At 72.2% G+C, this 23,589-nt stretch carries 19 protein-coding genes and 3 tRNA genes; 14 read left to right on the top strand and 8 right to left on the bottom strand.

Annotated features, from left to right (window positions below; all coding sequences use genetic code 11):
• Positions 1-100: 100 nt before the first annotated feature.
• The 5 genes from ACIRR8_RS08815 to ACIRR8_RS08795 all read left to right on the top strand — a co-directional run bounded on the left by ACIRR8_RS08815 (position 101) and on the right by ACIRR8_RS08795 (position 8,479).
• Positions 101-2,359 (top strand): DNA polymerase III subunit gamma and tau, encoded by a 2,259-nt coding sequence (locus tag ACIRR8_RS08815; protein WP_404060897.1) that lies wholly within the window; start codon positions 101-103, stop codon positions 2,357-2,359.
• A 180-nt stretch (positions 2,360-2,539) separates the two neighbouring features.
• Positions 2,540-3,790 carry a phosphoribosylamine--glycine ligase gene (purD, locus tag ACIRR8_RS08810; protein WP_404060894.1) on the top strand — a complete coding sequence of 417 codons (1,251 nt, stop codon included), beginning with the start codon at positions 2,540-2,542 and terminating at the stop codon, positions 3,788-3,790.
• Between the two features lie 343 nt (positions 3,791-4,133).
• Positions 4,134-5,831, top strand: coding sequence for a hypothetical protein (locus ACIRR8_RS08805; RefSeq protein WP_404060891.1), 1,698 nt, complete (start codon positions 4,134-4,136; stop codon positions 5,829-5,831).
• Positions 5,832-6,001: 170 nt separating this feature from the next.
• On the top strand, positions 6,002-7,456 hold the full coding sequence (locus ACIRR8_RS08800; protein WP_404060888.1) for a N,N-dimethylformamidase beta subunit family domain-containing protein: 1,455 nt from the start codon (positions 6,002-6,004) through the stop codon (positions 7,454-7,456).
• 108 nt (positions 7,457-7,564) lie between these two features.
• A complete protein-coding gene (locus ACIRR8_RS08795) occupies positions 7,565-8,479 on the top strand; it encodes a phosphoribosylaminoimidazolesuccinocarboxamide synthase (protein ID WP_404060886.1) in 915 nt (304 codons plus the stop codon).
• Positions 8,480-8,543: 64 nt separating this feature from the next.
• On the opposite strand, the gene ACIRR8_RS08790 is transcribed toward ACIRR8_RS08795, so the two are convergent.
• The 8 genes from ACIRR8_RS08790 to ACIRR8_RS08755 form a co-directional block, all read right to left on the bottom strand.
• Positions 8,544-8,619: transfer RNA gene (locus ACIRR8_RS08790), tRNA-Gly, on the bottom strand.
• Positions 8,620-8,642: 23 nt separating this feature from the next.
• Positions 8,643-9,296, bottom strand: a complete 654-nt coding sequence (locus tag ACIRR8_RS08785; protein ID WP_404060883.1) for a response regulator — start codon at positions 9,294-9,296, stop codon at positions 8,643-8,645.
• A gap of 14 nt (positions 9,297-9,310) precedes the next feature.
• Positions 9,311-10,621 (bottom strand): sensor histidine kinase, encoded by a 1,311-nt coding sequence (locus ACIRR8_RS08780; protein WP_404060880.1) that lies wholly within the window; start codon positions 10,619-10,621, stop codon positions 9,311-9,313.
• A gap of 31 nt (positions 10,622-10,652) precedes the next feature.
• Positions 10,653-11,462 (bottom strand): ABC transporter permease, encoded by an 810-nt coding sequence (locus tag ACIRR8_RS08775; RefSeq protein ID WP_404060878.1) that lies wholly within the window; start codon positions 11,460-11,462, stop codon positions 10,653-10,655.
• The gene (locus ACIRR8_RS08770; protein ID WP_404060875.1) at positions 11,459-12,481 is read right to left on the bottom strand and encodes an ABC transporter ATP-binding protein; all 1,023 of its coding nucleotides are present in this window, start codon (positions 12,479-12,481) and stop codon (positions 11,459-11,461) included. The genes ACIRR8_RS08775 and ACIRR8_RS08770 overlap by 4 nt, the downstream gene beginning before the upstream one ends.
• A 133-nt stretch (positions 12,482-12,614) precedes the next feature.
• A tRNA-Gly gene (locus tag ACIRR8_RS08765) sits at positions 12,615-12,687 on the bottom strand.
• A gap of 79 nt (positions 12,688-12,766) precedes the next feature.
• Positions 12,767-12,838, bottom strand: a tRNA-Gly gene (locus ACIRR8_RS08760).
• 204 nt (positions 12,839-13,042) lie between these two features.
• Positions 13,043-13,378, bottom strand: a complete 336-nt coding sequence (locus ACIRR8_RS08755) for an Lsr2 family protein (protein ID WP_404060872.1) — start codon at positions 13,376-13,378, stop codon at positions 13,043-13,045.
• Between the two features lie 454 nt (positions 13,379-13,832).
• Here ACIRR8_RS08755 and purS point away from each other — a divergent pair, with 454 nt between their 5' ends.
• The 9 genes from purS (at position 13,833) to purM (ending at position 23,380) form a co-directional block, all read left to right on the top strand.
• A complete protein-coding gene (gene purS / locus ACIRR8_RS08750) occupies positions 13,833-14,084 on the top strand; it encodes a phosphoribosylformylglycinamidine synthase subunit PurS (protein WP_356753779.1) in 252 nt (83 codons plus the stop codon).
• Positions 14,081-14,761, top strand: coding sequence for a phosphoribosylformylglycinamidine synthase subunit PurQ (gene purQ / locus ACIRR8_RS08745; RefSeq protein ID WP_404060869.1), 681 nt, complete (start codon positions 14,081-14,083; stop codon positions 14,759-14,761). The genes purS and purQ overlap by 4 nt, the downstream gene beginning before the upstream one ends.
• Entirely contained in the window at positions 14,758-17,007 is a 2,250-nt protein-coding gene (gene purL, locus ACIRR8_RS08740; RefSeq protein WP_404060867.1) for a phosphoribosylformylglycinamidine synthase subunit PurL, read from the top strand. The genes purQ and purL overlap by 4 nt, the downstream gene beginning before the upstream one ends.
• A 105-nt stretch (positions 17,008-17,112) precedes the next feature.
• Entirely contained in the window at positions 17,113-17,643 is a 531-nt protein-coding gene (locus ACIRR8_RS08735; RefSeq protein WP_404060865.1) for an ArsR/SmtB family transcription factor, read from the top strand.
• Positions 17,644-17,686: 43 nt separating this feature from the next.
• Positions 17,687-18,538, top strand: a complete 852-nt coding sequence (locus tag ACIRR8_RS08730) for a M23 family metallopeptidase (protein WP_404060863.1) — start codon at positions 17,687-17,689, stop codon at positions 18,536-18,538.
• A 10-nt stretch (positions 18,539-18,548) separates the two neighbouring features.
• The gene (locus ACIRR8_RS08725; RefSeq protein WP_404060860.1) at positions 18,549-19,352 is read left to right on the top strand and encodes a sterol carrier family protein; all 804 of its coding nucleotides are present in this window, start codon (positions 18,549-18,551) and stop codon (positions 19,350-19,352) included.
• 72 nt (positions 19,353-19,424) lie between these two features.
• Positions 19,425-20,264 carry an META domain-containing protein gene (locus tag ACIRR8_RS08720; protein WP_404060857.1) on the top strand — a complete coding sequence of 280 codons (840 nt, stop codon included), beginning with the start codon at positions 19,425-19,427 and terminating at the stop codon, positions 20,262-20,264.
• Positions 20,265-20,719: 455 nt separating this feature from the next.
• Positions 20,720-22,246: an amidophosphoribosyltransferase gene (gene purF, locus ACIRR8_RS08715; protein ID WP_003968043.1), complete on the top strand. Its 1,527-nt coding sequence runs from the start codon at positions 20,720-20,722 to the stop codon at positions 22,244-22,246.
• Positions 22,247-22,306: 60 nt separating this feature from the next.
• Positions 22,307-23,380 (top strand): phosphoribosylformylglycinamidine cyclo-ligase, encoded by a 1,074-nt coding sequence (gene purM / locus ACIRR8_RS08710; RefSeq protein ID WP_404060853.1) that lies wholly within the window; start codon positions 22,307-22,309, stop codon positions 23,378-23,380.
• The last annotated feature ends 209 nt before the right edge of the window (positions 23,381-23,589 follow it).

The following is a 23,589-nucleotide window of genomic DNA, read 5'->3' as shown; positions in this document are numbered from 1 at the left end:
CCGTGGGCCCGTGGGAGCTGCCGGGTACGGAGTCCCGGCCGGAGCCCGCGTTCGGGCCGTGTGGGATCGGTTGTCGGTGCGCCCCGATAACCTCGTAGATGTGTCGTCCCTTGCGCTGTACCGCCGCTACCGCCCCGAGTCGTTCGCCGAGGTCATCGGTCAGGAGCATGTCACTGACCCGCTCCAGCAGGCCTTGCGGAACAACCGGGTCAATCACGCGTACCTGTTCAGCGGGCCGCGTGGCTGTGGAAAGACGACCAGTGCGCGCATCCTCGCCCGCTGTCTGAACTGCGAGCAGGGGCCCACGCCGACCCCGTGCGGGGAGTGCCAGTCCTGCCAGGACCTCGCGCGGAACGGGCCGGGGTCCATCGATGTCATCGAGATCGACGCCGCATCCCACGGTGGTGTGGACGACGCCCGTGATCTGCGCGAGAAGGCGTTCTTCGGACCCGCCTCCAGTCGTTACAAGATCTACATCATCGACGAGGCCCACATGGTCACCCCGGCGGGGTTCAACGCCCTGCTGAAGGTGGTCGAGGAGCCGCCGGAGCACCTCAAGTTCATCTTCGCGACCACCGAGCCCGAGAAGGTCATCGGGACGATCCGGTCGCGTACGCACCACTACCCGTTCCGGCTGGTGCCCCCGGGGACCCTGCGCAACTATCTCGCCGATGTGTGTGGGAGGGAGAACAGCCCCGTCGCGGACGGCGTCCTGCCGCTCGTCGTGCGGGCCGGCGCCGGGTCCGTGCGTGACTCCATGTCCGTCATGGACCAGCTGCTGGCCGGTGCGGGCGACGACGGTGTGACATACGCCATGGCCACCTCGCTCCTCGGGTACACGGACGGCTCGCTGCTCGACTCGATCATCGACGCCTTCGCCGCCGGTGACGGCGCCGCCGCCTTCGAGGTCGTGGACCGGGTCATCGAGGGCGGCAACGACCCCCGGCGGTTCGTGGCCGATCTGCTGGAGCGGCTGCGCGATCTGGTGATCCTCGCCGCCGTCCCCGACGCCGGGGAGAAGGGGCTCATCGACGCCCCCGCCGATGTCGTCGAGCGCATGCAGGACCAGGCCTCCGTCTTCGGCGCCGCCGAGCTCAGCCGCGCCGCCGACCTGGTCAACGACGGTCTCACCGAGATGCGCGGCGCCACCTCGCCGCGCCTCCAGGTGGAGCTGATCTGCGCCCGGGTCCTGCTTCCGGCCGCCTTCGACGACGAGCGGTCGATGCAGGCGCGGCTCGACCGGCTGGAGCGCGGTGCGTCCGCCGCCGCTGCCGCCTCGTTCGCGGCGCCGCCCGCCGCCACGATGCCGATGGGCTACGTACCCGGGCCCGACGCCCACGTCCCGCAGGCCGCACCCGTGGCCCCCGCCGGTCCGGACACCGCCCGTGCCGCCGTACGAGGCGAGGCGCCGGCCCCCGCGCCCGCCGCCTACGCACCACCTCCGGCCCACGAACCCGCAGCCCCGCAGCCCCCCGCCGAAGCTCCCGCCCAGCGGCCCGGGTCCTGGCCCACCGCCGCCGGTGGCGAGCAGGCCCGGCGCCCCGGCGGCTGGCCCACCGCGTCCGCCCCCGGCAGCGGCCCCGCCACCCCACCGCCCGCCGCACCGGCCGCACCCGCACCGGCCGCGCCCTCCGCGTCCGCCGCCGCCCCGGCGCCGGGCGGACAGGGCATGGCCCAAGGCGCCGGGCAGGTCCAGAGCATGTGGCCCGACATCCTGGAGGCGGTCAAGAACAAGCGCCGCTTCACCTGGATCCTGCTCAGCCAGAACGCCCAGGTGAGCGGGTTCGACGGGACCACCCTCCAACTCGGCTTCATCAACGCCGGTGCCCGGGACAACTTCGCCAGCAGCGGCAGCGAGGAAGTCCTCAAGCAGGCGCTCGCCGAGCGGTTCAACGCCCAGTGGCGGGTCGAAGCGGTCGTCGACACCTCCGGCGGCGGCGCGGCCCTCCCGCCCCCCGGCCCCGGACGCCCCGCCCCGCAGTACACGCCCGCCCCGACGCCCTCACCCTCCGCCCCGACCCCGACGGCGTACGAAGGCACCCCGGCACACGCCCCCCAGCAGCAGCACAACCAGCAGCACAACCAGAACCGGCCGCCCGCCACCCCGACCTCGTCACAGCAGCCGCAACACCAGCACCAGCAGCCCCAGCAGGCCCCGCGCACCCGGAGCGCCGGTCCCTCCACCCCCGAGCCCTCCCGCGGCGGGTACGCCTCCGAGCCGCCGCGCTCCGTCGCACCCGAGGACGATTTCGCGGAGGCCGACGATCCGGATCTCGTCGACTCCGCCCTCTCCGGCCATGAGCTGATCGTCCGCGAGCTGGGCGCCACCGTGGTGGAGGAGTTCACCAACGAGCAGTGAGCCAACGAGCAGTGAGCCAACGAGCAGTGAGCCAACGAGCAGTGAGGAAACGAGTAGGGAGGGAAAGAGGAGTGAGGCGGCCGGCGGCGAGGCGGTGACCCGGCTTCCCCGTGCGGGCGGGGCCGTCCACGGACCGGCGGCCGTCCGGGCCTCCCGGCCCCGGCGGCTAGGCTGCACCCCGTGAAGGTCCTCGTCATCGGCGGCGGCGCCCGCGAACACGCCCTGTGCCGCTCTCTGTCCCTCGACCCCGATGTCACCGCTCTGTACTGCGCCCCCGGCAACGCCGGCATCGCAGAGGTGGCCGAACTGCACCCGGTCGACGCGCTCGACGGTGACGCCGTCGCGCGCCTCGCGGCCGGGCTGGGCGCCGGGCTGGTGGTCGTCGGCCCGGAGGCGCCACTCGTCGCCGGGGTGGCCGACGCCGTGCGCGCGGCCGGCATCCCGTGCTTCGGCCCCTCCGGCGAGGCCGCCCAGCTGGAAGGCTCCAAGGCGTTCGCCAAGGACGTCATGGCCGGGGCCGGGGTCCCCACCGCCCGCAGCTACGTCTGCACCACCCCCGCGGAGATCGACGAGGCCCTCGACGCCTTCGGGGCTCCGTACGTCGTCAAGGACGACGGCCTCGCGGCGGGCAAGGGCGTCGTGGTCACCGACGACCTCGCCGCCGCCCGCGACCACGCGCTCTCCTGCGACCGCGTGGTCATCGAGGAGTTCCTCGACGGCCCCGAGGTCAGCCTCTTCGCCATCACCGACGGCACCACCGTGCTGCCGCTCCAGCCCGCCCAGGACTTCAAGCGCGCGCTGGACGGCGACGCGGGCCCGAACACCGGCGGCATGGGCGCCTACTCCCCGCTCCCGTGGGCCGACCCCAAGCTGGTCGACGAGGTCCTCGAAACCGTCCTCCAGCCGACCGTCGACGAGCTCCGCCGCCGGGGTACGCCCTTCTCCGGGCTGCTCTACGCGGGCCTCGCGATCACCTCGCGCGGCGTGCGGGTCATCGAGTTCAACGCCCGGTTCGGCGACCCGGAGACCCAGGTGGTCCTGGCCCGGCTCCGTACGCCGCTGGCCGGTGTCCTGCTCGCCTCCGCCAACGGCACCCTGGACGTCCTCCCGCCGCTCACCTGGCGCGACGACGCGGCCGTCACCGTCGTGATCGCCTCGCACAACTACCCGGACACCCCGCGCACCGGCGACCCGATCGACGGGCTCGCGGAGGTCGCGGCGCAGGATGCGCCGGACGCGTACGTCCTGCACGCCGGGACCCGCGCGCAGGGCGGCGCGGTCGTGAGCGCGGGCGGCCGGGTCCTCTCGGTGACCGCGACCGGCAAGGACCTCGCCGCGGCCCGTGAGCGCGCCTACACCGCCCTCGGCCGCATCCGCCTCGACGGCTCCCAGCACCGGACGGACATCGCCCTGAAGGCCGCCGGCGGCTGATTCCGCCGGACCGCCCGTTCCACCCGGCCCCTCACGCCGCCCCCGAACGCCACCGGCGTACGCGGGGCAGGCGCGAGGGGCCGTCCCGTGCGGGGCACGGAGGAGGGGCACGGAGCCGAAGCCGCAGCGGCCCTGCCCTATGGACGAGGACACGTCAGCAGCTTTGCCCAAAGCCATTCCATCGGGTGACGACTGGGCCAGACGGATGACGCCCGCCGGGACCCCAACTAGGGTGCGGCGCAAGCGTTCCGGCACTTGGCCCACCGGCATTGCGATGTCAGTGACGGGTGCCACAGTGGGGGAGTGAGCAACCGTCGCGGGGCAGAGGGGGTGACATCCGGCCGTGTCCGGTATCGACGTGGGTGAGGAGCTGGGTGCACGGGCCGCACAGGCCCGGGCGCTCGCCCTGCTGCGGATCCGCAGCAGGGCACTGGCCGTGGTGATCACGCCTGCGGCCGTGGCGGTCGTGCTGTTCGCCGCGGGCGCCCAAGGGCACCTCGGCGGGCCCGTCTGGGACGGGGTGCGCTGGGCGGTGCTCGGTGTCGCCGTCGTGGTGCTGCTGGTGGCCGCCGCCGTCGCGGTCTCCGTCGCACGGGCCCGGCCCGCCGTGAGCCCGACCGTCCCCGTGCCGGAGGAAGGGGCTCCGGACCTCTACCGGCTGGTCCGCGACCTGGCCGACCGGCTCGGCGTCCCCGCGCCCTCCGCCATAGCGCTGACCCCGGACTGCGACAGCTGGCTGGAGGACCGCACCCACCGAAGCACCGGCGGCAGCAGCGACAGCACCGGCAGCGGCATCAGCGGAGAAGCGGCGCCGGAGGCCAGCAACGAGGCCAGGAGCACCGCTCCCGTCCTCGTGATCGGCTCCCCCTTCCTCTGGTGGATGCGGGTCGCCGAGCTCCGCGCCGTCCTCGCACCCGTCGTGGCGGGCACCCACTCGTCCGCCCACCCCGACATAGCCGCCGCCCGCCGCTTCGTCCGCGGTCTGGACGCCGCGGTGGCCGACGGAGCCGCCCCCGGCCGGGGAGTCTTCCGCGCCCTCCCGGCCGCCTTCACCGGCTGGGTCGCCCGGCTGCTGCTGCGCGCCTGCCGGGAGCACGCCGCCGAGATGGAGCGGTGCGTGGCCGCCACGGCCTCCATGCGCGCCCAGGGCGTCGACTACGCGCTCCGCATCGCCGCCCAGGAGCAGGTCGGCCTGGCCTATGCCGGCTGGGACCGGCTGCTGACCCGGGTCGCGCTGCCCGCCTGGCGGATGGGCCGCTGGCCCTCCCGGCTGGACGCCGGCGTGGTCTCCGCCCTCACCGAGCTCTCCCGCCGGGACCGGCTTGCCGACGGCTTCACCTCGCGCCTCGGCGAGCGGCCCGCCTGCGACCTGCTGGAGGAGCCCGGCGTCGCCGACGAGGCCACATCCCTGCTCGCCGCCCGCCTCTTCCACGGCGGCCCGGCGGAGAGCGGCCCGGACTGGGCGCCGGTGGACTGGCAGCAGTATCCGGACGAGGTCGTCGACCGGAAGTGGCGTACGGAGGCGGCCCGGCTGCACCGGGTGCTCGACGCCATGGGCGTACCGCCGGCCTCCGCGGCCGATCCGGCGGTGCCGACGCTGGCCCGCGTCATGGAGCACCTGGCCGGACCCGGCGGCCCCGGCGAGGAGCTCGCGGCGGGCATCGGTGCGGCGGTCGCCCGGGACGACGCCCAGGCCCCGGCGCCCGGCCCCGCCCAGCAGGCCTCCGGCACCGGCGCGGACCCGCTGGACCTCTGGGGCCCCGACCCGCTGCCCCTCTTCCCGCTCCAGCCGCCGCGTACGGGCACCGAACTGCTCGCCGACCACGTCGCCGCCATGGTCTGCTGCGCGGCCGTGGACACGGCGGGCGCGTCCCCGGGCCTCGACTGGCTGGACGGTCCAACGCTGCTCGTCGACGGCGAGCGCCGGGCGGACCTCGCGGTGCCGGTCCTCAGCCTCGTTGAGGACGGCGACCCGGACCCGCTGCGCTCCTGGCTGGCCGAGGTGGGCGTCCGCTCCGACAAGCCCGTACGCCTGGGGTGAAGCGGGCGGAGGCCGGAGCGAAGGCAGGCAGCGGCCGGAAGGAAAGGTTCCGTTCACGTCAATTCGCGACGAAGGGTGACGGAGTGCGTGCGTTATGTGATGTGCTGGGGGATCGGCGCTGACATCGTGCGCGCCGGAGTTGTCCGGGGGACCTGAGGGAGGGGCGCGGCATGGGGGCGGAGCAGATTCGCCGGTGGGAGTCGGGTGCCCTTGCGCACGCGGTGAGCGACCCCTTCGGACAGGGCCCGCTGCCCTGGCTGCGCGGCAGTGAGAACTACTTCGACGACACCGGCCAGGTCGTCCCCTGGTACGCGGATCTCGGCCGCTCCACCGGGGGCGGAACCCGCCCGGCCGACGACGTGCACCGCCAGATCAAGGGCTTCGTCTCGCCCGGAGCGGCGGCCCCCGGCGAGGCCGTCGACTTCCACATCACCGTGGACCCGCCGCAGCAGTTCTCCGTGGACGTCTACCGGATCGGTCATTACGGCGGCGACGGCGCGGCCAAGATCACCACCAGCCCGCGCCTCTCCGGCATCGTCCAGCCGCCCCCGCTCGCCGCCGACCGGACCGTCTCCTGCCACCACTGGTGGATGTCCTGGCGGCTCCAGATCCCGAGCTACTGGTCGGTCGGCGCGTATGTGGCGGTCCTGACGACCGCCGACGGATACCGCTCGCACATCCCGTTCACCGTCCGCCACGATCACCCCGCCGACCTGCTGCTCCTGCTCCCGGACATCACCTGGCAGGCGTACAACCTCTATCCGGAGGACGGCCGCACCGGCGCCAGCCTCTACCACGCGTGGGACGAGAAGGGCCGGCTGCTCGGCGAGGAGGACGCCGCCGTCACGATCTCCTTCGACCGCCCGTACGCCGGAGCGGGCCTGCCGCTGCACGTGGGACACGCGTACGACTTCATCCGCTGGGCCGAGCGGTACGGCTACGACCTCGCCTACGCCGACGCCCGCGACCTGCACGCCGGCCGCATCGACCCCAGCCGCTACCGGGGCCTGGTCTTCCCCGGCCACGACGAGTACTGGTCGCTGCCCATGCGCCGGGCCGCCGAGCGCGCCCGTGACGTGGGCACCTCGCTCGTCTTCCTCTCCGCCAACACCATGTACTGGCAGGTGGGCCTCGCGCCCTCCGCTTCCGGCATCCCCGACCGCCTGCTGACCTGCCGCAAGCGCCGGGGCCCTGGCAAGTCCGCGCTCTGGCGCGAGGTGGACCGGCCCGAGCAGCAGCTCCTGGGCATCCAGTACGCGGGCCGCGTCCCCGAGGCCGGCCCGCTGGTCGTGCGCAACGCCGAGCACTGGCTCTGGGACGCCACGGACGCGGCCGACGGCGACGAGATCCCGGGCCTGGTCGCCGGCGAGGCCGACCGCTACTTCCCCCGGACGAGCCTGCCGGAGCACGACAACCGGATCCTGCTCGCCCACTCGCCGTACCAGGACTCCGAAGGTGCCACCCGCCACCAGGAGACCTCGCTCTACCAGGCCCCCTCCGGCGCGCTGGTCTTCGCCTCCGGCACCTTCGCCTGGTCCCCGGCCCTGGACCGCCCGGGCCACACCGACTCCCGGATCCAGCAGGCGACGGCCAACCTCCTCGACCGGATCTGCAAGCGCGACTGACCGGGGTCCGTCCGGGGCGGGAAACACCAGGCCGGGCCCCGCGCGCGCTCCGGCCTCCCCGTACGGGACAATCGGAACCGCTCCTGGATCAATCTACGCGGAGGCACCGTGTCCGGTTTTGTAGAAAAGCCCGAGCCCGTGCAGGTTCCGGGCCTCACCCACCTGCACACCGGCAAGGTGCGTGACCTGTACCGGAACGAGGCGGGTGACCTCGTCATGGTCGCCAGCGACCGCATCTCCGCGTTCGACTGGGTCCTGCCCTCCGAGATCCCCGACAAGGGCCGGGTCCTCACCAAGCTCTCGCTCTGGTGGTTCGACCAGCTCGCCGACCTGGTGCCCAACCACGTCCTCTCCACCGAGCTGCCGCCCGGCGCCCCGGCGGACTGGGAGGGCCGCACGCTCATCTGCACGTCGCTGCGCATGGTCCAGGTCGAGTGCGTGGCCCGCGGCTATCTGACCGGTTCCGGGCTCGTCGAGTACAACGACTCCCGTACGGTGTGCGGCATCGGCCTCCCCGAGGGCCTGGTCGACGGCTCCGAGCTGCCCGGCCCGATCTTCACCCCGGCCACCAAGGCGGCCGTCGGCGACCACGACGAGAACGTCAGCTACGAGGAGATCGCCCGCGAGGTCGGCGTGGAGACCGCCGCCGAGCTGCGGCGGACCACGCTCGACGTCTACCGCCGGGCCCGGGACATCGCGCACCAGCGCGGGATCATCCTGGCCGACACCAAGTTCGAGTTCGGCTTCGAGTCCACCGAGGACGGCGGCGAGCGGCTGATCATCGCCGACGAGGTGCTGACACCCGACTCCTCGCGCTTCTGGCCCGCCGCCACCTGGAAGCCGGGGAGCGCGCAGCCGTCGTACGACAAGCAGTTCGTCCGGGACTGGCTGACCTCGCCGGCCTCCGGCTGGGACCGCGCGAGCGAGCAGCCGCCGCCGGCGCTGCCGCCGGAGGTCGTGGCGGCGACCCGGGCCAAGTACATCGAGGCCTACGAGGTCCTGACCGGCTCCAACTGGTCGTAGGAAGAAGGCAGTAGGCGATACGCAGAAGGCCCCGGTCACTACCGACCGGGGCCTTCTGATCATCTGGAGCGGACGACCAGGTTCGAACTGGCGACCTCAACCTTGGCAAGGTTGCGCTCTACCAACTGAGCTACGTCCGCGCTGCGCCGAAGCGCGATGCTCACTATACCCAACCCCGCTCCCGCGCGAGACGCACCGCCGTGTGCCGGTTCTCCGCACCGATCTTGGAGGCGGCCGAGGAGAGGTAGTTGCGGACCGTCCCCTGCGAGAGCGAGGCCCGCTCCGCGATCTCCGCGACCGGCGCCCCGTCCGCCGCCAGTTCGAGGACCTCGGCCTCCCGGGCGGTCAGTGGCGAGTCTCCGGCGGAGATGGCGTCGGCGGCCAACTCCGGGTCCACGTATCGGTTTCCGGCGTGGACGGTACGGATGATCTCGGCGAGCCGGCGGGCGCTGACGGTCTTCGGCACGAACCCGCGTACGCCGGCGGCCAGCGCCCGCTTCAGATGGCCCGGGCGGCCGTGGCTGGTCACGATCATGGTGCGGCAGGCGGGCAGTTCGCTGCGGAGCGATGTGGCGACCTTCACACCGTCCGCGCCCGGCATCTGGAGGTCCAGGACGGCGACATCGGGGCGGTGCGCGAGGGCCATCGCGAGCGCCTCGGGACCGCTCGCCGCCTCCGCGACCACCACCAGGTCGTCCTCCAGCGCGAGCAGCGCGGCCAGCGCACCCCGGATCAGGTGCTCGTCGTCGGCGAGCAGCACCCGCAGGGGCCGGCCGGCGGCGTCCTCTGTGGTCATCGCGGAGCCTTCGGTGGTCATGTTCCCCTCCGTGGTCATCGTTCGTCCGGAGAAGCGGAGCGTTCGTCCGAAGCGGCGGCGTCGGGGCGGTTACGGGGAGCCGTCAGCGGGACCGTCGCCGTGACCCGGAACAGGCCGCCCCCGGCCGCCCCGGCCTCCAGCGACCCGCCCAGCGCCGCCAGCCGCTCCCGCAGCCCGGCCAGACCCGAGCCGCTCCCACCCGGAGCGGCCGAGCCCGCCCCGTCGTTCTCGACCTCCAGCACTACAGAACCCGCCACCGTCCGGAGCCGGATCACGCACACCCGGGGATCACCGTGGCGCAGGACGTTGGTCGCGGCCTCACGGACCACCCAGCCGAGGGCCGCCTGGACGGCCGGGGGCGCCCCGATCCCCGCCGGTCCTTCGGCGCCCTCCACGGTGCAGGTGATCCCGGCGGCCTCCAGCACGCCCTTGGCGCCGAGCAGTTCGGTGGGCAGGTCGGCCTCGCGGTAGCCCCGTACGACATCGCGTACCTCCTGCTGGGAGGCGCGCGCGATCCGCTGCACCTCGACCATCTGGTCCACGGCGCTCGCGTTCCCGCGCTGCGCCAGCTCCACGGCCAGCTCGCTCTTCAGCGCGATCACCGCCAGGTTCCGGCCCAGCACGTCGTGCATGTCCCGGCCGAACCGCAGCCGCTCCTCCGCCACCGCGAGGCGGGCCTGCATGTCCCGGGCCTCCTCCGCCTGCCACATCACGGACAGGCTCCAGGCGCTCGGCCGGGTCGAGATGAGCACCAGCAGGGTGCCGACGAGCAGCGAGACGGCCGACCCGAACAGCGTGCGGCCGGGCACCCCTACGGCCCCCAGCAGCACCACCACCGCCACCGCGCAGACCGCGCAGCCGAGCAGGTACTTCCGGACCGGGACGAGGAGCACGTACGGCGTCACGAACGCCAGGGGCAGGTCCAGCACCAGCAGGCTCAGCCCCGCGTCTTCGACACCGCCCACCGCCGCGAGGGCCACCAGCAGGCCGGTCAGCACCGCCAGCAGCATCCCGGGCAGCCGCAGCCGCCGCAGCGGGAACGGCTCCAGGCCCCGGTAGTGGGCGAAGGCGGGGCCCACGTTCCGGTTGCTCAGCGCGCACTGGGCGGCGTTCACCGCGAGGAAGGCCGCCGCCAGGGAGGCCGGCAGCGGGCCCTGGCCGAAGGCCTTGCCGAGCGGCAGCAGGCCCCAGGTCACGAGGAAGACCCACGGCAGCGCGCAGAGCGTGAGGCGGGTGTAGAGGTCGATGCGCTGGAGCTTGGTCCGCTCGTTCCAGCCGCGCCGCAAGCCCCGTACTCGACCGATCACCTCGTCCAGCCCCTTCATGTCGTCCCCGTGGCCCTGACCGCCGGCGCCGTCAGCCCCGCGGGTCCCAGCGGAACCACCGCTGCACAGCAAACACCGCGAACCCGGTCCAGGCCAGCGCCGCCACGGTGGCCGTGAGCAGGTCGCCGCCTTCGACACCGCCGAGCCAGCCGTGCCGGATGAGCGTCATCACGCCGGTCAGCGGCAGCAGCTCGAAGACCGAGGCCAGGCCGTCCGGGAAGACCTCCAGCGGGACGAAGATCCCGGAGGCGAAGAGCGAGACGAAGAACAGCGGCAGGGTGGTGAGCTGCGAGGTCTGGACCGTCCGGGTCACCGCGGAGGTCGCGGCCGCCAGGCCGGACATCATCACGAGACCCACCAGCAGCCCCGCCAGGAAGATCTCGGGCCGCTTCGGCGCGCTCAGGTCGAAGGCGACCGCGCCGGCCGCGACCAGCAGCACGACCTGGAGGAGCGCCAGCGCGACGGCGGGCAGCGCGTTGGCCGCCAGGATCTCGCGGTCGGTGACCTCGCCGGTGCGCAGCCGCTTGAGGACGAGCTCCTCGCGCCGGGTGACGTAGCCGGTGACGAGGGTCATGTAGACGACCTGGACCAGCACGATGCCGATGCCGCCGGTGAGGGCGGCGCCCGCGATGGAGAGGCCGGTGCCGGCGAGGTCGATCTGCTGGAGCGAGGCCCGGATCGAGAAGATCATCACGATCGGCAGCACCAGGGCGATGAAGATCGCGGACCGGTTGCGGACCAGCAGGATCAGCTCGGCGCGGGCGAGCGCGGTGAGCCGCCGCGCGGAGGCGGAGGCCTTCGAGGGGGACTTGCGGGGGCCGGTGAGGACGGTCGTCGTCATGCCGTCACCTTCTTCGTCGTGTCGTCCGTGGGCTTGGTCCCCGCCCGGCGCGGATCGTCGGCGCGGGAGCGGAGCTGCGTGTTCGCGATCTGGAGGAACGCCTCCTCCAGTGAGGCGGAGCGCGCGTCGAGCCCGAGCAGCTGGACGCCCGACTCCCCGGCCCAGCCGAGGAGTTCGTGCAGCGCCTCCTGGAGCCCGGAGGTGCGGATCTCGATGCGCTGCCCCTCCGCCGCCGCCCGCAGCGAGAGCGGAAGATGCCCTGCCGGTACGCCGTCGGGCAGCGTGAACCGGATCCTGGCGGGCTGCGACGCGGTGACCTCGGCGGTCGTCCCGGCCGTCACGATCTGCCCCTGGTGCATGATCGCCAGCCGGTCCGCGAGCGCCTCGGCCTCCTCCAGGTAGTGCGTGGTCAGAAGTACGGTCGTACCGCCGTCCCGGAGCGCCCGGATCAGGTCCCAGGTGTCCCGCCGCCCCTCCGCGTCCAGCCCCGTCGTCGGCTCGTCCAGGAACAGCACCTCGGGCCGCGAGGTCAGGGCCAGCGCCAGGTCCAGGCGCCGCTTCTCCCCGCCGGACAGCTGCTTGACCCGCACCCTGGCGCGGCTCGTGAGGCCGACCATCTCCAGGGCCTCGGTGGCGGGCCGCGCGCCGGTGGTGCACGCCGACCACATCCGGGCGGTCTCCAGGACGGTGAGGTCGGAGGGGAAGCCGCCCTCCTGGAGCATCACACCGGTCCGGGGCCGGACGGCGCCGCGTTCGCGGTACGGGTCGTGGCCGAGGACCTTGATGGTTCCGGAGGTCGGGAGCGCCAGGCCTTCGAGGAGCTCCACGGTGGAGGTCTTGCCCGCGCCGTTCGTCCCGAGCAGCGCGAACAGCTCGCCGCGGGCCACGGAGAAGGAGACGCCGGAGACGGCCTCGAAGCCGTCCTTGTAGCTGCGGCGGACGCCGTCCGCCGCGATCACCGTCTCCGCGTCTGCCGGGCCACCTGTCGTTCGGTCGCTGAGAAAGTCTTGGCTGGTCATGCTTCAAGCTTTCCGCCGGAACGGGCCCGCGAGCCGTGCGCGCTGTCACCACTGCTCATGACAAACGTCATGAGCGCGGAGACGGACACGACAAAGGCCCTGATCGAAATCGATCAGGGCCTTTGTCTTCCGGAGCGGACGACCAGGTTCGAACTGGCGACCTCAACCTTGGCAAGGTTGCGCTCTACCAACTGAGCTACGTCCGCAGTGCAGCCACTCGGCTTTCACCGGTGGAGCGAGCACTACTCTACCTGATCCAACAGAGTGGTCCGAAGAGTCGTGCAGAGCGGGTGACAGGAATTGCACACTGCGCCTTCCCCCTGGAAGGGGGATGTTCTACTACTGAACTACACCCGCACGCGGCTCGGGATCCGGCCTTCCGGCCTCGCCCCTCGGCGTGCTCCAGACTCTAGCCGACCTGCGGGGGTGTCGCGCAAGTCGGCTCCCGGCGGGTTCCCCGGAGCGGGCCGCCGGCCGGCTCTCCGGCCCCCGGTCGCGGCCCTGCGCAGTCCGCCTGACGGAGCGTCCGCCGCTCGGAGGGCGGACGCTCACGCCCGCTCCTCAGTCCGCCGCGTCGAACGCCTCGTACACCTTCTTCGGGATCCGGCCGCGGGCCGGCACCTCCAGCCGGTGCGAGCGGGCCCAGGCGCGGACGGCCGCGGGGTCCGGGGCGAGGGAGGTGTGGTGGTACGACGCGGGGGTCCTGCCGTGCTTGCCGGCATTTGTCTGCTTTCGGCCGGCTGCCATGTAAGGAGCCAGGGCCTTGCGCAGTTTCTTCGCGTTGGCGGGATTGAGGTCGATCTCGTACGTCTTCCCGTCCAGGGCGAAGGTGACCGTTTCCGCCGCTGTTCCCCCGTCGATGTCGTCGGAGAGCGTAACCACTACGCGCTGAGCCACGGATATCGGTCCTTTCCTACGGCGTCGGCGCGACGTGCGTGCGCCGATGCGCCGGCCTTCCGGCTGTCAGGCGGATGCGGATACGGATCGACTGATGTCGACTGTTCCGGTGTGTTCCGGGTCGTTCCGGTCGTTCGGCGTTCCGGAGCAATGCTGCTTTCCCCGGTAATCATTTGTACAGCGGTCGGTACCGCATTGTGAAGCCCAGCCAATTACTTCCGCGTGTCCGCACGCAATCCGGGCATGATTTTTTCCCAGGACTTTTCCTGCATGTTGTCGCGGCCGATATCGCGGCGTGATCTGCGCCGAGACGGCGGTGTCCCTGCCCGCCATCCGTTTCCGCCCGATATCTACCCGCGTAGAATTTTCGGCCAGGTACGCTGAGTGGACCCGCGGGGGTCTGGGGAACCCCCCGGAGAGACAGCCGCACCACACCACCACACCGGGAGTGCCAGTGGCACGCGTCGTAGTCGACGTCATGCTCAAGCCGGAGATCCTCGACCCGCAGGGACAGGCGGTGCAGCGTGCGCTGCCGCGTCTGGGCTTCGAGGGAATCGCGGACGTTCGTCAGGGAAAGCGTTTCGAGCTGGAGGTCGCGGGGCCGGTGGACGACGCCGCCCTCGCCCGTATTCACGAGATGGCCGAGACCTTCCTCGCCAACACCGTCATCGAGGACTTCGTCGTGAAGGTGGAGGAGGAGAAGTGACCACCCGTATCGGCGTCGTCACTTTTCCCGGCACCCTGGACGATCAGGACGCGCTGCGGGCCGTGCGGATCGCGGGCGCGGAGCCCGTATCGCTGTGGCACCGTGACAAGGACCTGCACCAGGTCGACGCGGTCGTCCTGGCCGGCGGTTTCTCCTACGGGGACTACCTCCGGGCCGGTGCGATCTCGCGGTTCTCGCCGGTGATGGAGCCGCTCATCGAGCAGGCGAAGGCCGGTATGCCGGTCCTGGGCATCTGCAACGGATTCCAGATCCTGACCGAGGCGCACCTGCTGCCCGGTGCGATGCTGCGCAACAACCACCTCCACTTCATCTGCCGTGACCAGAAGCTGCGGGTGGAGAACGCGGAGACCGCCTGGACCTCGGACTACAGCGCCGGCCAGGAGATCCAGGTGCCGCTCAAGAACATGGACGGCCGGTACACCGCCGACGAGCACACGCTCGACGAGCTGGAGGCCGAGGGCCGGGTCGCCTTCCGCTACCTGGACGGCAACCCCAACGGCTCGCTCCGTGACATCGCGGGCATCACCAACGCGGCGGGCAACATCGTCGGTCTGATGCCGCACCCGGAGCACGCCGTCGAGCCGCTCGTCGGCACCGGCCGCACCGACGGCCTCGGTTTCTTCACCTCGATCATCAAGAAGCTGGTCAACGCATGAGCCTGGATACGGTCAAGCACGCGGCCGAGACCCCGGACGCCGGGCAGCCCTGGAAGGAACTGGGCCTCAAGGAGGACGAGTACGCCCGGATCCGCGAGATCCTGGGCCGCCGTCCCACCGGCGCCGAGCTCGCCATGTACAGCGTCATGTGGTCGGAGCACTGCTCGTACAAGAGCAGCAAGGTCCACCTCAAGCAGTTCGGCGAGAAGGTCCCCGCCAACGACGCGATGCTCGTCGGTATCGGTGAGAACGCGGGCGTCGTCGACGTCGGCCAGGGGTACGCGGTCACCTTCAAGGTCGAGTCGCACAACCACCCCTCGTACATCGAGCCCTACCAGGGCGCGGCCACCGGCATCGGCGGCATCGTCCGCGACATCCTCGCCATGGGCGCCCGCCCGGTCGCGGTCGTCGACCCGCTGCGCTTCGGCGCCGCCGACCACCCCGACACCAAGCGCGTCCTGCCGGGCGTCGTCGCGGGCATCGGCGGCTACGGCAACTGCCTGGGCCTGCCCAACATCGGCGGCGAGGTCGTCTTCGACTCCTGCTACCAGGGCAACCCGCTGGTCAACGCCGGCTGCATCGGCGTGATGAAGCACGAGGACATCCACCTCGCGCAGGCGTCAGGACCGGGCAACAAGGTCATCCTGTACGGCGCCCGCACCGGCGGCGACGGCATCGGCGGCGTCTCCGTGCTGGCGAGCGAGACCTTCGAGTCCACCGGCCCGGCCAAGCGCCCGGCGGTCCAGGTCGGCGACCCGTTCCAGGAGAAGCTCCTCATCGAGTGCACCCTGGAGATCTTCAAGGAGAAGCTCGTCGCGGGCATCCAGGACCTCGGCGGCGCCGGGCTCTCCTGCGCCACCAGCGAGCTGGCCTCGGCCGGTTCCGGCGGGATGCGCGTCGAGTTGGACACCGTGCCGCTGCGCGACTCCTCCCTCTCGCCGGAGGAGATCCTCATGAGCGAGTCGCAGGAGCGCATGTGCGCGATCGTCGAGCCGCAGCACGTGGACCGCTTCCTGGAGATCTGCGAGAAGTGGGACGTCATCGCCACCGTCATCGGTGAGGTCACCGAGGGCTCCCAGCTGGAGATCTTCTGGCACGGCGAGCAGATCGTGGACGTGCCGCCGCGCTCGGTCGCCCACGACGGCCCGGTCTACCACCGCCCGTTCGCCCGCCCGTCCTGGCAGGACGCGCTCCAGGCGGACGACGCGGGCAAGCTGCCCCGGCCGCAGAACGGCGCGGAGCTGAAGGACCAGGTCCTCAAGCTGGTCGCCTCCCCGAACCAGGCCTCCAAGGCGTGGATCACCGACCAGTACGACCGCTTCGTGCAGGGCAACACCGTCCTGGCGATGCCCGAGGACGCGGGCATGGTCCGTATCGACGCCGAGTCGAACCTGGGCGTGGCGATGGCGACCGACGGCAACGGCCGGTACGCCAAGCTCGACCCCTACACCGGCGCGCAGCTCGCGCTGGCGGAGTCGTACCGCAACGTCGCCGCCTCCGGCGCCAAGCCGCTCGCCATCTCCGACTGCCTCAACTTCGGCTCGCCCGAGGACCCGGACGTCATGTGGCAGTTCGCCGAGGCCACGCGTGGCCTCGCAGACGGCTGCCTGGAGCTGGGCACCCCGGTCACCGGCGGCAACGTCTCGCTCTACAACCAGACCGGCGAGACCGCGATCCACCCGACGCCGGTCGTGGCCGTGCTCGGCGTGATCGACGACGTGAACCGGCGTACGCCCATCGCGTTCGCGGAAGAGGGCCAGCTCCTCTACCTGCTCGGCGACACCCGTGAGGAGTTCGGCGGCTCGGCCTGGTCCGAGGTCGTCCACCAGCACCTGGGCGGCCTGCCGCCCAAGGTCGACCTGGGCCGGGAGAAGCTGCTCGCGGAGATCCTCATCTCCGCCTCGCGCGACGGCATGATCGACGCCGCCCACGACCTGTCCGACGGCGGCCTGATCCAGGCAGTCACCGAGTCCTGCCTGCGCGGCGGGAAGGGTGCCCGGCTGGTCGTGCCGGACGGTCTGGACGCCTTCACGTTCCTCTTCTCCGAGTCGGCCGGCCGCGCGGTCGTCGCCGTGCCGCGCAGCGAGGAGCTCCGCTTCACCGACATGTGCGGCGCACGGGGCCTGCCCGTCGTCCGCATCGGTGTCGTCGACGGCGAAGAGGTCGAGATCCAGGGCGAGTTCAGCATCCCGCTGAGCGAGCTCCGTACGGCCCACGAGGCGACGATCCCGGCGCTGCTCGCCTGAGCCCGCGTGTCGTTCGAGCCCCCGTCCGGATCATCCGGGCGGGGGCTTCGGCTTTCCCGCACGCATCCCTTGATGAAAATTACGTAATTACGTAAGGTTGGTGTCATGGAGCAGGACCTGGAGCAGCGGGTCGCCGAGCTGGAGCGGCGGCTCACCGCGCTGGAGCGGCAGGACCGTGAGTCGCCGCGCCTCGGCGACGGCGACTTCTGGGCGCTGGACGGGCTCAAACAGCAGCTCGCGGGCGTCGGAGAGGCCGGAGCCGACGGCGGGGTGCTCTTCACCGGAGCGGTCCGGCTGCCGACCGGCGAGCATTACGAGTGGCAGTACGGAGCCCTCACCGGTGCCCTCCTCGAAGAGGAGGGCGAGGGCGGTGACGGCGGAGCGGCCACGGCGGACTCACTCGCCGCGCTCGGCCATCCGGTACGGCTGCGCCTGCTCCGCGAGATCCTCGGCGGCCGCCGTACCGCCGCCGAACTGGCCGCGCTCGACGGCGTCGGCACCACCGGCCAGATCTACCACCACCTGCGCCAGCTGACCGCCACGGGCTGGCTGCACACGACCGGCCGCGGCCGGTACGAAGTGCCGGCCGCCCGGGTGGTGCCGCTGCTGGTGGTGCTGACGGCGGCGCGGCCGTAGAGCCGGCGCCCACGGGAACGAACAGCGACAAACAGGGGGAAACATGTCCGTCCGTACCGTCCTCGCGATCGCCCTGCGGCTGTCCTGGGTGGTCCTGATCGCACTGGTGATCGCCGAGTTCCTCACGGATCTGCCCGGACCCGGATGGACGACCACGTTCCTGCCCGCGGCGGTCGTGGCCGTGCTCATGCTGACGACCACCGCCCTCCAGACCCGTGCCGCCGCACCTCGGGGCGAGCCGCGCGACCCGGTCGAGGTCGCCCCGCCGGTGACCGGCCGCTGGACGGCCCTGAACAGCCCGGCCGACAAGGTGCCGAGCCATGGGACGCACGTCTACGGGCAGACGTACGCGATCGACATCGTGGCCGAGCCCGGGACCGGGGACGAGCTCGCGGACCGCCCGCCGTTCCGCTGGGTCTGGCCGGTCCTCCGCCGCAACCGCGCCTTCCCGGCCTTCGGCGTCCCGCTGCTCGCGGTGGCCGATGCCACGGTCGTCCGGGCGAGCGACGGCCAGCGCGACCACCTGAGCCGCAACTCGCTGCCCGCCCTCGCCTATCTGATGCTCGTCGAAGGCACCGTCCGCTCGATCCTCGGCGCGCACCGCGTCTTCGGCAACCACGTGATCCTGGACCTCGGCGACGGTACGTACGCGGCCTACGCCCACATCCGGCGCGGCTCGCTCCTCGTGCAGGCCGGCGACACCGTCCGGGCCGGGCAGGAGATCGGGCGCGTGGGGAACTCCGGGAACAGCTCCGAACCCCACCTCCACCTCCAGCTGATGGACGGCCCGGACCTCGATGCCGCCCGGGGCGTCCCCTTCACCTGGCGAGGCGTCGGAGTCCCGGCAGGCGGCGAGACCTTCACCGTCGGCGCCGATGTCGGTGCGGCCGGTTAATCTCGGCCCCATGCCTCCGGCCAAGAAGCGCCCGCGCGCCTACGACCACCTCAGAACCCGGACCGCGGTCCTCGCCCAGTTCGCCCATGTCCACGACGCCGTCCGTCAGTTGACGCCCGAGCAGCTCGCCCGCCCGACCCGGCTCGGCGACTGGACGGTGCGGGAGCTCGCCGCGCACGTGGCGATGGTCCTCGGCAGCGTGAGCCGGTCCCTGGCCCTGCCGGAGCCGCCCGGACCCAAGCCCGCGCTCACGCTCCTCCAGTGGCCGCCCGCCACCGCCGCGTACGCCGCCCGGATCTCCGAGGACGTCGAGGAGCTGGCGACCGGCCGCCCCGACCTCCCCGCGCTGTACGAGGAGGTGGAGGCGGGCTTCCGCGCGGACGTCCCGGCCGCCGGCACCGGCGACCGGCTGCTGCCGACCCGGGTCGGTTCCATGCGGCTGGCCGACTTCCTGGTCACCCGGACCGTCGAGCTGACCGTCCACACGGACGACCTGAACGAGGCGCTCGGTCTGGAGATCCCGTACGACCGGCAGGCGCTGGCCGCCTGCACCCGGCTGCTGGCGGACGTGCTCGCGGACCGTGCGCCCGGCGGTTCGGTCGAGGTGCGCGTCCCGCCGTTCGCGGTGGTCCAGTGCATCGGCGGCCCCAAGCACACCCGCGGCACTCCGCCCAACGTCGTGGAGACCGGCGCGCTGACCTGGATCCGGCTCGCCACCGGCCGTACGGAGTGGGCGCGGGCCCTGGCGGACGCCGAGGTCAGCGCCAGTGGCGAGCGCGCCGACCTGGCGGAGCTGCTGCCGCTGATGGGCTGAGCCGCCTCGCAGCGCACGCGACGGAACCGGAGGCGACGGAACCGGATCGGGGGGCCGTTCCGTCCCATCGCCATGCACACACAACGTATGGCAGTCAGCGTCAGCGTCCTGGCCCTCCTCACCCTCGCCGCCTGCGGTACGGAACCGGGTTCCGGTTCCGGCGGCGGTGGCGGGGACGGCGGGGACACCGTGCAGAGCGATGTGCCGGTCACCGGGGTCGCGTGGAACGTGGAGTCCATGACCGTCGACGGGAAGAGGACCGGGGCCCCGGACGGCTCCCGGCTGGAGATCGACCCGAAGGGCCGGGTCAAAGCCGACTTCGGCTGCAACCGCATCGGCGGCGAGGCCCGCGTGGAGGGCGACCGGATCACCGTGAGCCGGACCGTCTCCACGTCGATGGCCTGCGGGGATGGCGTCGACAGGTTCGAGAAGGCCGCCGTCGCCGCCCTCGACGGCGAGCTCACCGCGAAGCTCACCGGCGAGAAGCTGACCCTCACCACCGAGGGCGGCGACACGATCGCGCTCAGCGAGGAGAAGCCGGCCGAGCTGGTCGGCACGCGGTGGGCGGTGAACACCCTGCTCAGCGGCGAGACGGCGATGTCCGTGCCCGCCGACCTCCCGAAGGGGCGGGTGCCGCACCTGACCTTCGGCGAGGACGGCACCGTCCACGGCAACTCCGGCTGCAACTCCTTCCACGGCAAGGCGACGGTCAAGGGCTCCACGATCACCTTCGGCCCGCCGGCCGGGACCCGGAAGATGTGTCCGGAGGCGGAGATGGCGACGGAGCGCGCGGTCCTCGCGGCGCTGGACGGCCCGGCGACGTACACGATCAAGGGCTCCACGCTCACCATCACGGCCGACGACGGCAAGGGCCTCGGCGCGACGGCCGCTCCGGCGACGAGCGAGGAGTGACCCGGAGCGGCGGACCGGGGCACTCAGGAGCGGCGGAGCGAGGAGTGACCGGGAGCGGCAGGCCGGGGACGGCCTGGAGCGGCAGGCCGAGGGCGCCGAGCGGCATGGCTGAATCCCGGCCACCGGTGTGAGTCTCACCACGAAACGAGCGTTCGGCCAGCGGCCGTGGCGGGTTCGGGCCGGGTTCACCGAGCGCCACGGCCGGCCGGCCGCCGCCGGGCCGCCCCGTACAGCCATTACCAGCCGGTAACCGGCCTCGCGGCCCGGCAGTGAGCCCTCGGGCCTGCCCGCCGGCCCCCGCCGACCCCACCCGTACGTCACACAGCGTCACCGCTCGAAGTCCCGCGAATCACCCGCCCGCCGCGGTGGCCGCGGCCGTTCCCCGTGTTCCGTACCGCCTCCGCCCACCGGTCCCCAATTCGGACCAGTGGTCGATCTCGCCTACACTCGGTGCCGTGCCCCGTGGTGATGGACGACTCAACCACGACCTGCTCCCCGGAGAGAAAGGCCCCCAGGACGCTTGTGGCGTCTTCGGTGTCTGGGCTCCGGGTGAAGAGGTCGCCAAGCTCACCTATTTCGGACTGTATGCCCTGCAGCACCGCGGACAGGAATCCGCGGGCATCGCAGTGAGCAACGGGTCCCAGATCCTGGTCTTCAAGGACATGGGACTGGTCTCGCAGGTCTTCGACGAAACGTCTCTGGGTTCCCTCCAGGGCCATATCGCGGTCGGTCATGCCCGCTACTCCACCACCGGTGCCTCGGTGTGGGAGAACGCGCAGCCGACGTTCCGTGCCACCGCGCACGGCTCGATCGCCCTCGGTCACAACGGGAACCTGGTCAACACGGCCCAGCTCGCGGAGATGGTCGCCGACCTCCCGCGCAAGGACGGCCGCGCCACCCAGGTCGCCGCGACCAACGACACCGACCTGGTGACCGCGCTGCTCGCCGGGCAGCGTGACGAGGACGACAAGCCGCTGACCATCGAGGAAGCCGCCGCCAAGGTGCTCCCCGACGTCAAGGGCGCGTTCTCCCTCGTCTTCATGGACGAGCACACCCTCTACGCCGCCCGTGACCCGCAGGGCATCCGCCCGCTGGTGCTCGGCCGCCTGGAGCGCGGCTGGGTGGTCGCATCGGAGTCCGCCGCACTCGACATCTGCGGTGCCAGCTACGTACGCGAGATCGAGCCGGGTGAGCTCGTCGCCATCGACGAGAACGGCCTGCGCACCTCCCGCTTCGCAGAAGCGAAGCCCAAGGGCTGTGTCTTCGAGTACGTCTACCTGGCCCGTCCCGACACCGACATCGCCGGCCGGAACGTGTACCTCTCCCGCGTGGAGATGGGCCGCAAGCTGGCCGCCGAGGCGCCCGTCGAAGCCGATCTGGTCATAGCGACCCCGGAATCCGGCACCCCCGCCGCGATCGGGTACGCGGAGGCCAGCGGGATCCCGTTCGGCGCCGGACTGGTGAAGAACGCCTACGTCGGCCGGACCTTCATCCAGCCCTCGCAGACCATCCGCCAGCTCGGCATCCGGCTCAAGCTGAACCCGCTGAAGGAAGTCATCAAGGGCAAGCGCCTGGTGGTCGTCGACGACTCGATCGTCCGCGGCAACACCCAGCGCGCGCTGGTCCGGATGCTCCGCGAGGCCGGGGCCGCCGAGATCCACATCCGGATCTCCTCGCCGCCGGTGAAGTGGCCCTGCTTCTTCGGCATCGACTTCGCGACCCGCGCCGAGCTGATCGCCAACGGCATGACCGTGGACGAGATCTGCACGTCGATGGGGGCCGACTCGCTGTCGTACATCTCGATCGACTCCATGATCGAGGCGACCACGATCGACAAGCCCAACCTGTGCCGCGCCTGCTTCGACGGCGAGTACCCGATGGAGCTCCCGGACCCGGAGCTGCTCGGCAAGCAGCTGCTGGAGACCGAGCTGGCGGCAGGGCCCGCGGCCACCGCCGCGGCCGACGCGCTGCGCCGTCCGTGACCCGGACGCGCCGCCGCCCCTCCCACCAGCCCCGTTTCTCCACACGAAAGATCCCAGGCCATGTCTGAGACAACAGGTGCTTCCTACGCGGCCGCCGGCGTCGACATCGAAGCCGGTGACCGCGCCGTCGAGCTGATGAAGGAGTGGGTGAAGAAGACCCAGCGTCCCGAGGTCGCCGGACTGGGCGGGCTCGGCGGCTTCGCCGGCCTCTTCGACGCCTCGGCGCTCAAGAGGTACGAGCGTCCGCTCCTCGCCTCGGCCACCGACGGTGTCGGCACCAAGGTGGACGTGGCGCGTCAGATGGGCGTGTACGACACCATCGGCCACGACCTCGTCGGCATGGTCGTGGACGATCTGGTCGTCTGCGGTGCCGAGCCGCTCTTCATGACCGACTACATCTGCGTCGGCAAGGTGCACCCCGAGCGTGTCGCGGCGATCGTGAAGGGCATCGCCGAGGGCTGTGTCCTCGCGGGCTGCGCGCTGGTCGGCGGCGAGACCGCCGAGCACCCGGGCCTGCTCGGCCCGGACGACTTCGACGTCGCCGGCGCCGGTACGGGCGTGGTGGAGGCGGACCGGCTGCTCGGCCCGGACCGGATCCGCGAGGGCGACGCCGTGATCGCGATGGCGTCCTCCGGTCTTCACTCGAACGGGTACTCGCTCGTCCGCCACGTGGTCTTCGACCGGGCCGGCTGGACACTGGACCGCGAGATCGCGGAGTTCGGCCGGACGCTCGGCGAGGAGCTCCTGGAGCCGACCCGGATCTACTCGCTGGACTGCCTGGCGCTCACCCGCACCACCGAGGTGCACGGCTTCAGCCACATCACCGGCGGCGGTCTGGCGAACAACCTGGCCCGGGTCATCCCGGCCGGGCTGCACGCCACGGTGGACCGCTCCACCTGGACGCCGGGCGCGGTCTTCGACCTGGTCGGCAAGGCCGGTCAGGTCGAGCAGCTGGAGCTGGAGAAGACGCTGAACATGGGCGTCGGCATGATCGCGATCGTCCCGGCCGACTCGGTCGACGCCGCGCTGACGACCCTGGCCGACCGTGGCGTCGACTCCTGGGTCGCGGGTGAGATCACCGCCCGCGGTGACCACGCCACGGGCGCCGAGCTGACCGGCAGCTACGCCCGCTGAACCGTACGTACGGTGTGTGCGCCGGGCTCCCCGTCCGGCGCACCGAACACCGGGGCCGCGCCCGGCGAACCGCACACCGGGACCGGACCGGATCGGGACACACCGGGGCCGAAGCGTCAGGACACGGCGGGGGCCGGAGCTGATCCGGGTCAGGACACACAGAACCCGGCCCGGGGCAGGCCCGGACCGGGTTGATGTGTCAGCGCGAG

It is taken from the genome of Streptomyces sp. NPDC101178 (genome assembly GCF_044767965.1).
Classification (GTDB): Bacteria; Actinomycetota; Actinomycetes; order Streptomycetales; family Streptomycetaceae; genus Streptomyces.
The sequence above is the reverse complement of the archived record's forward strand: the minus strand, read 5'-3'. Positions and strand labels throughout refer to the sequence as shown.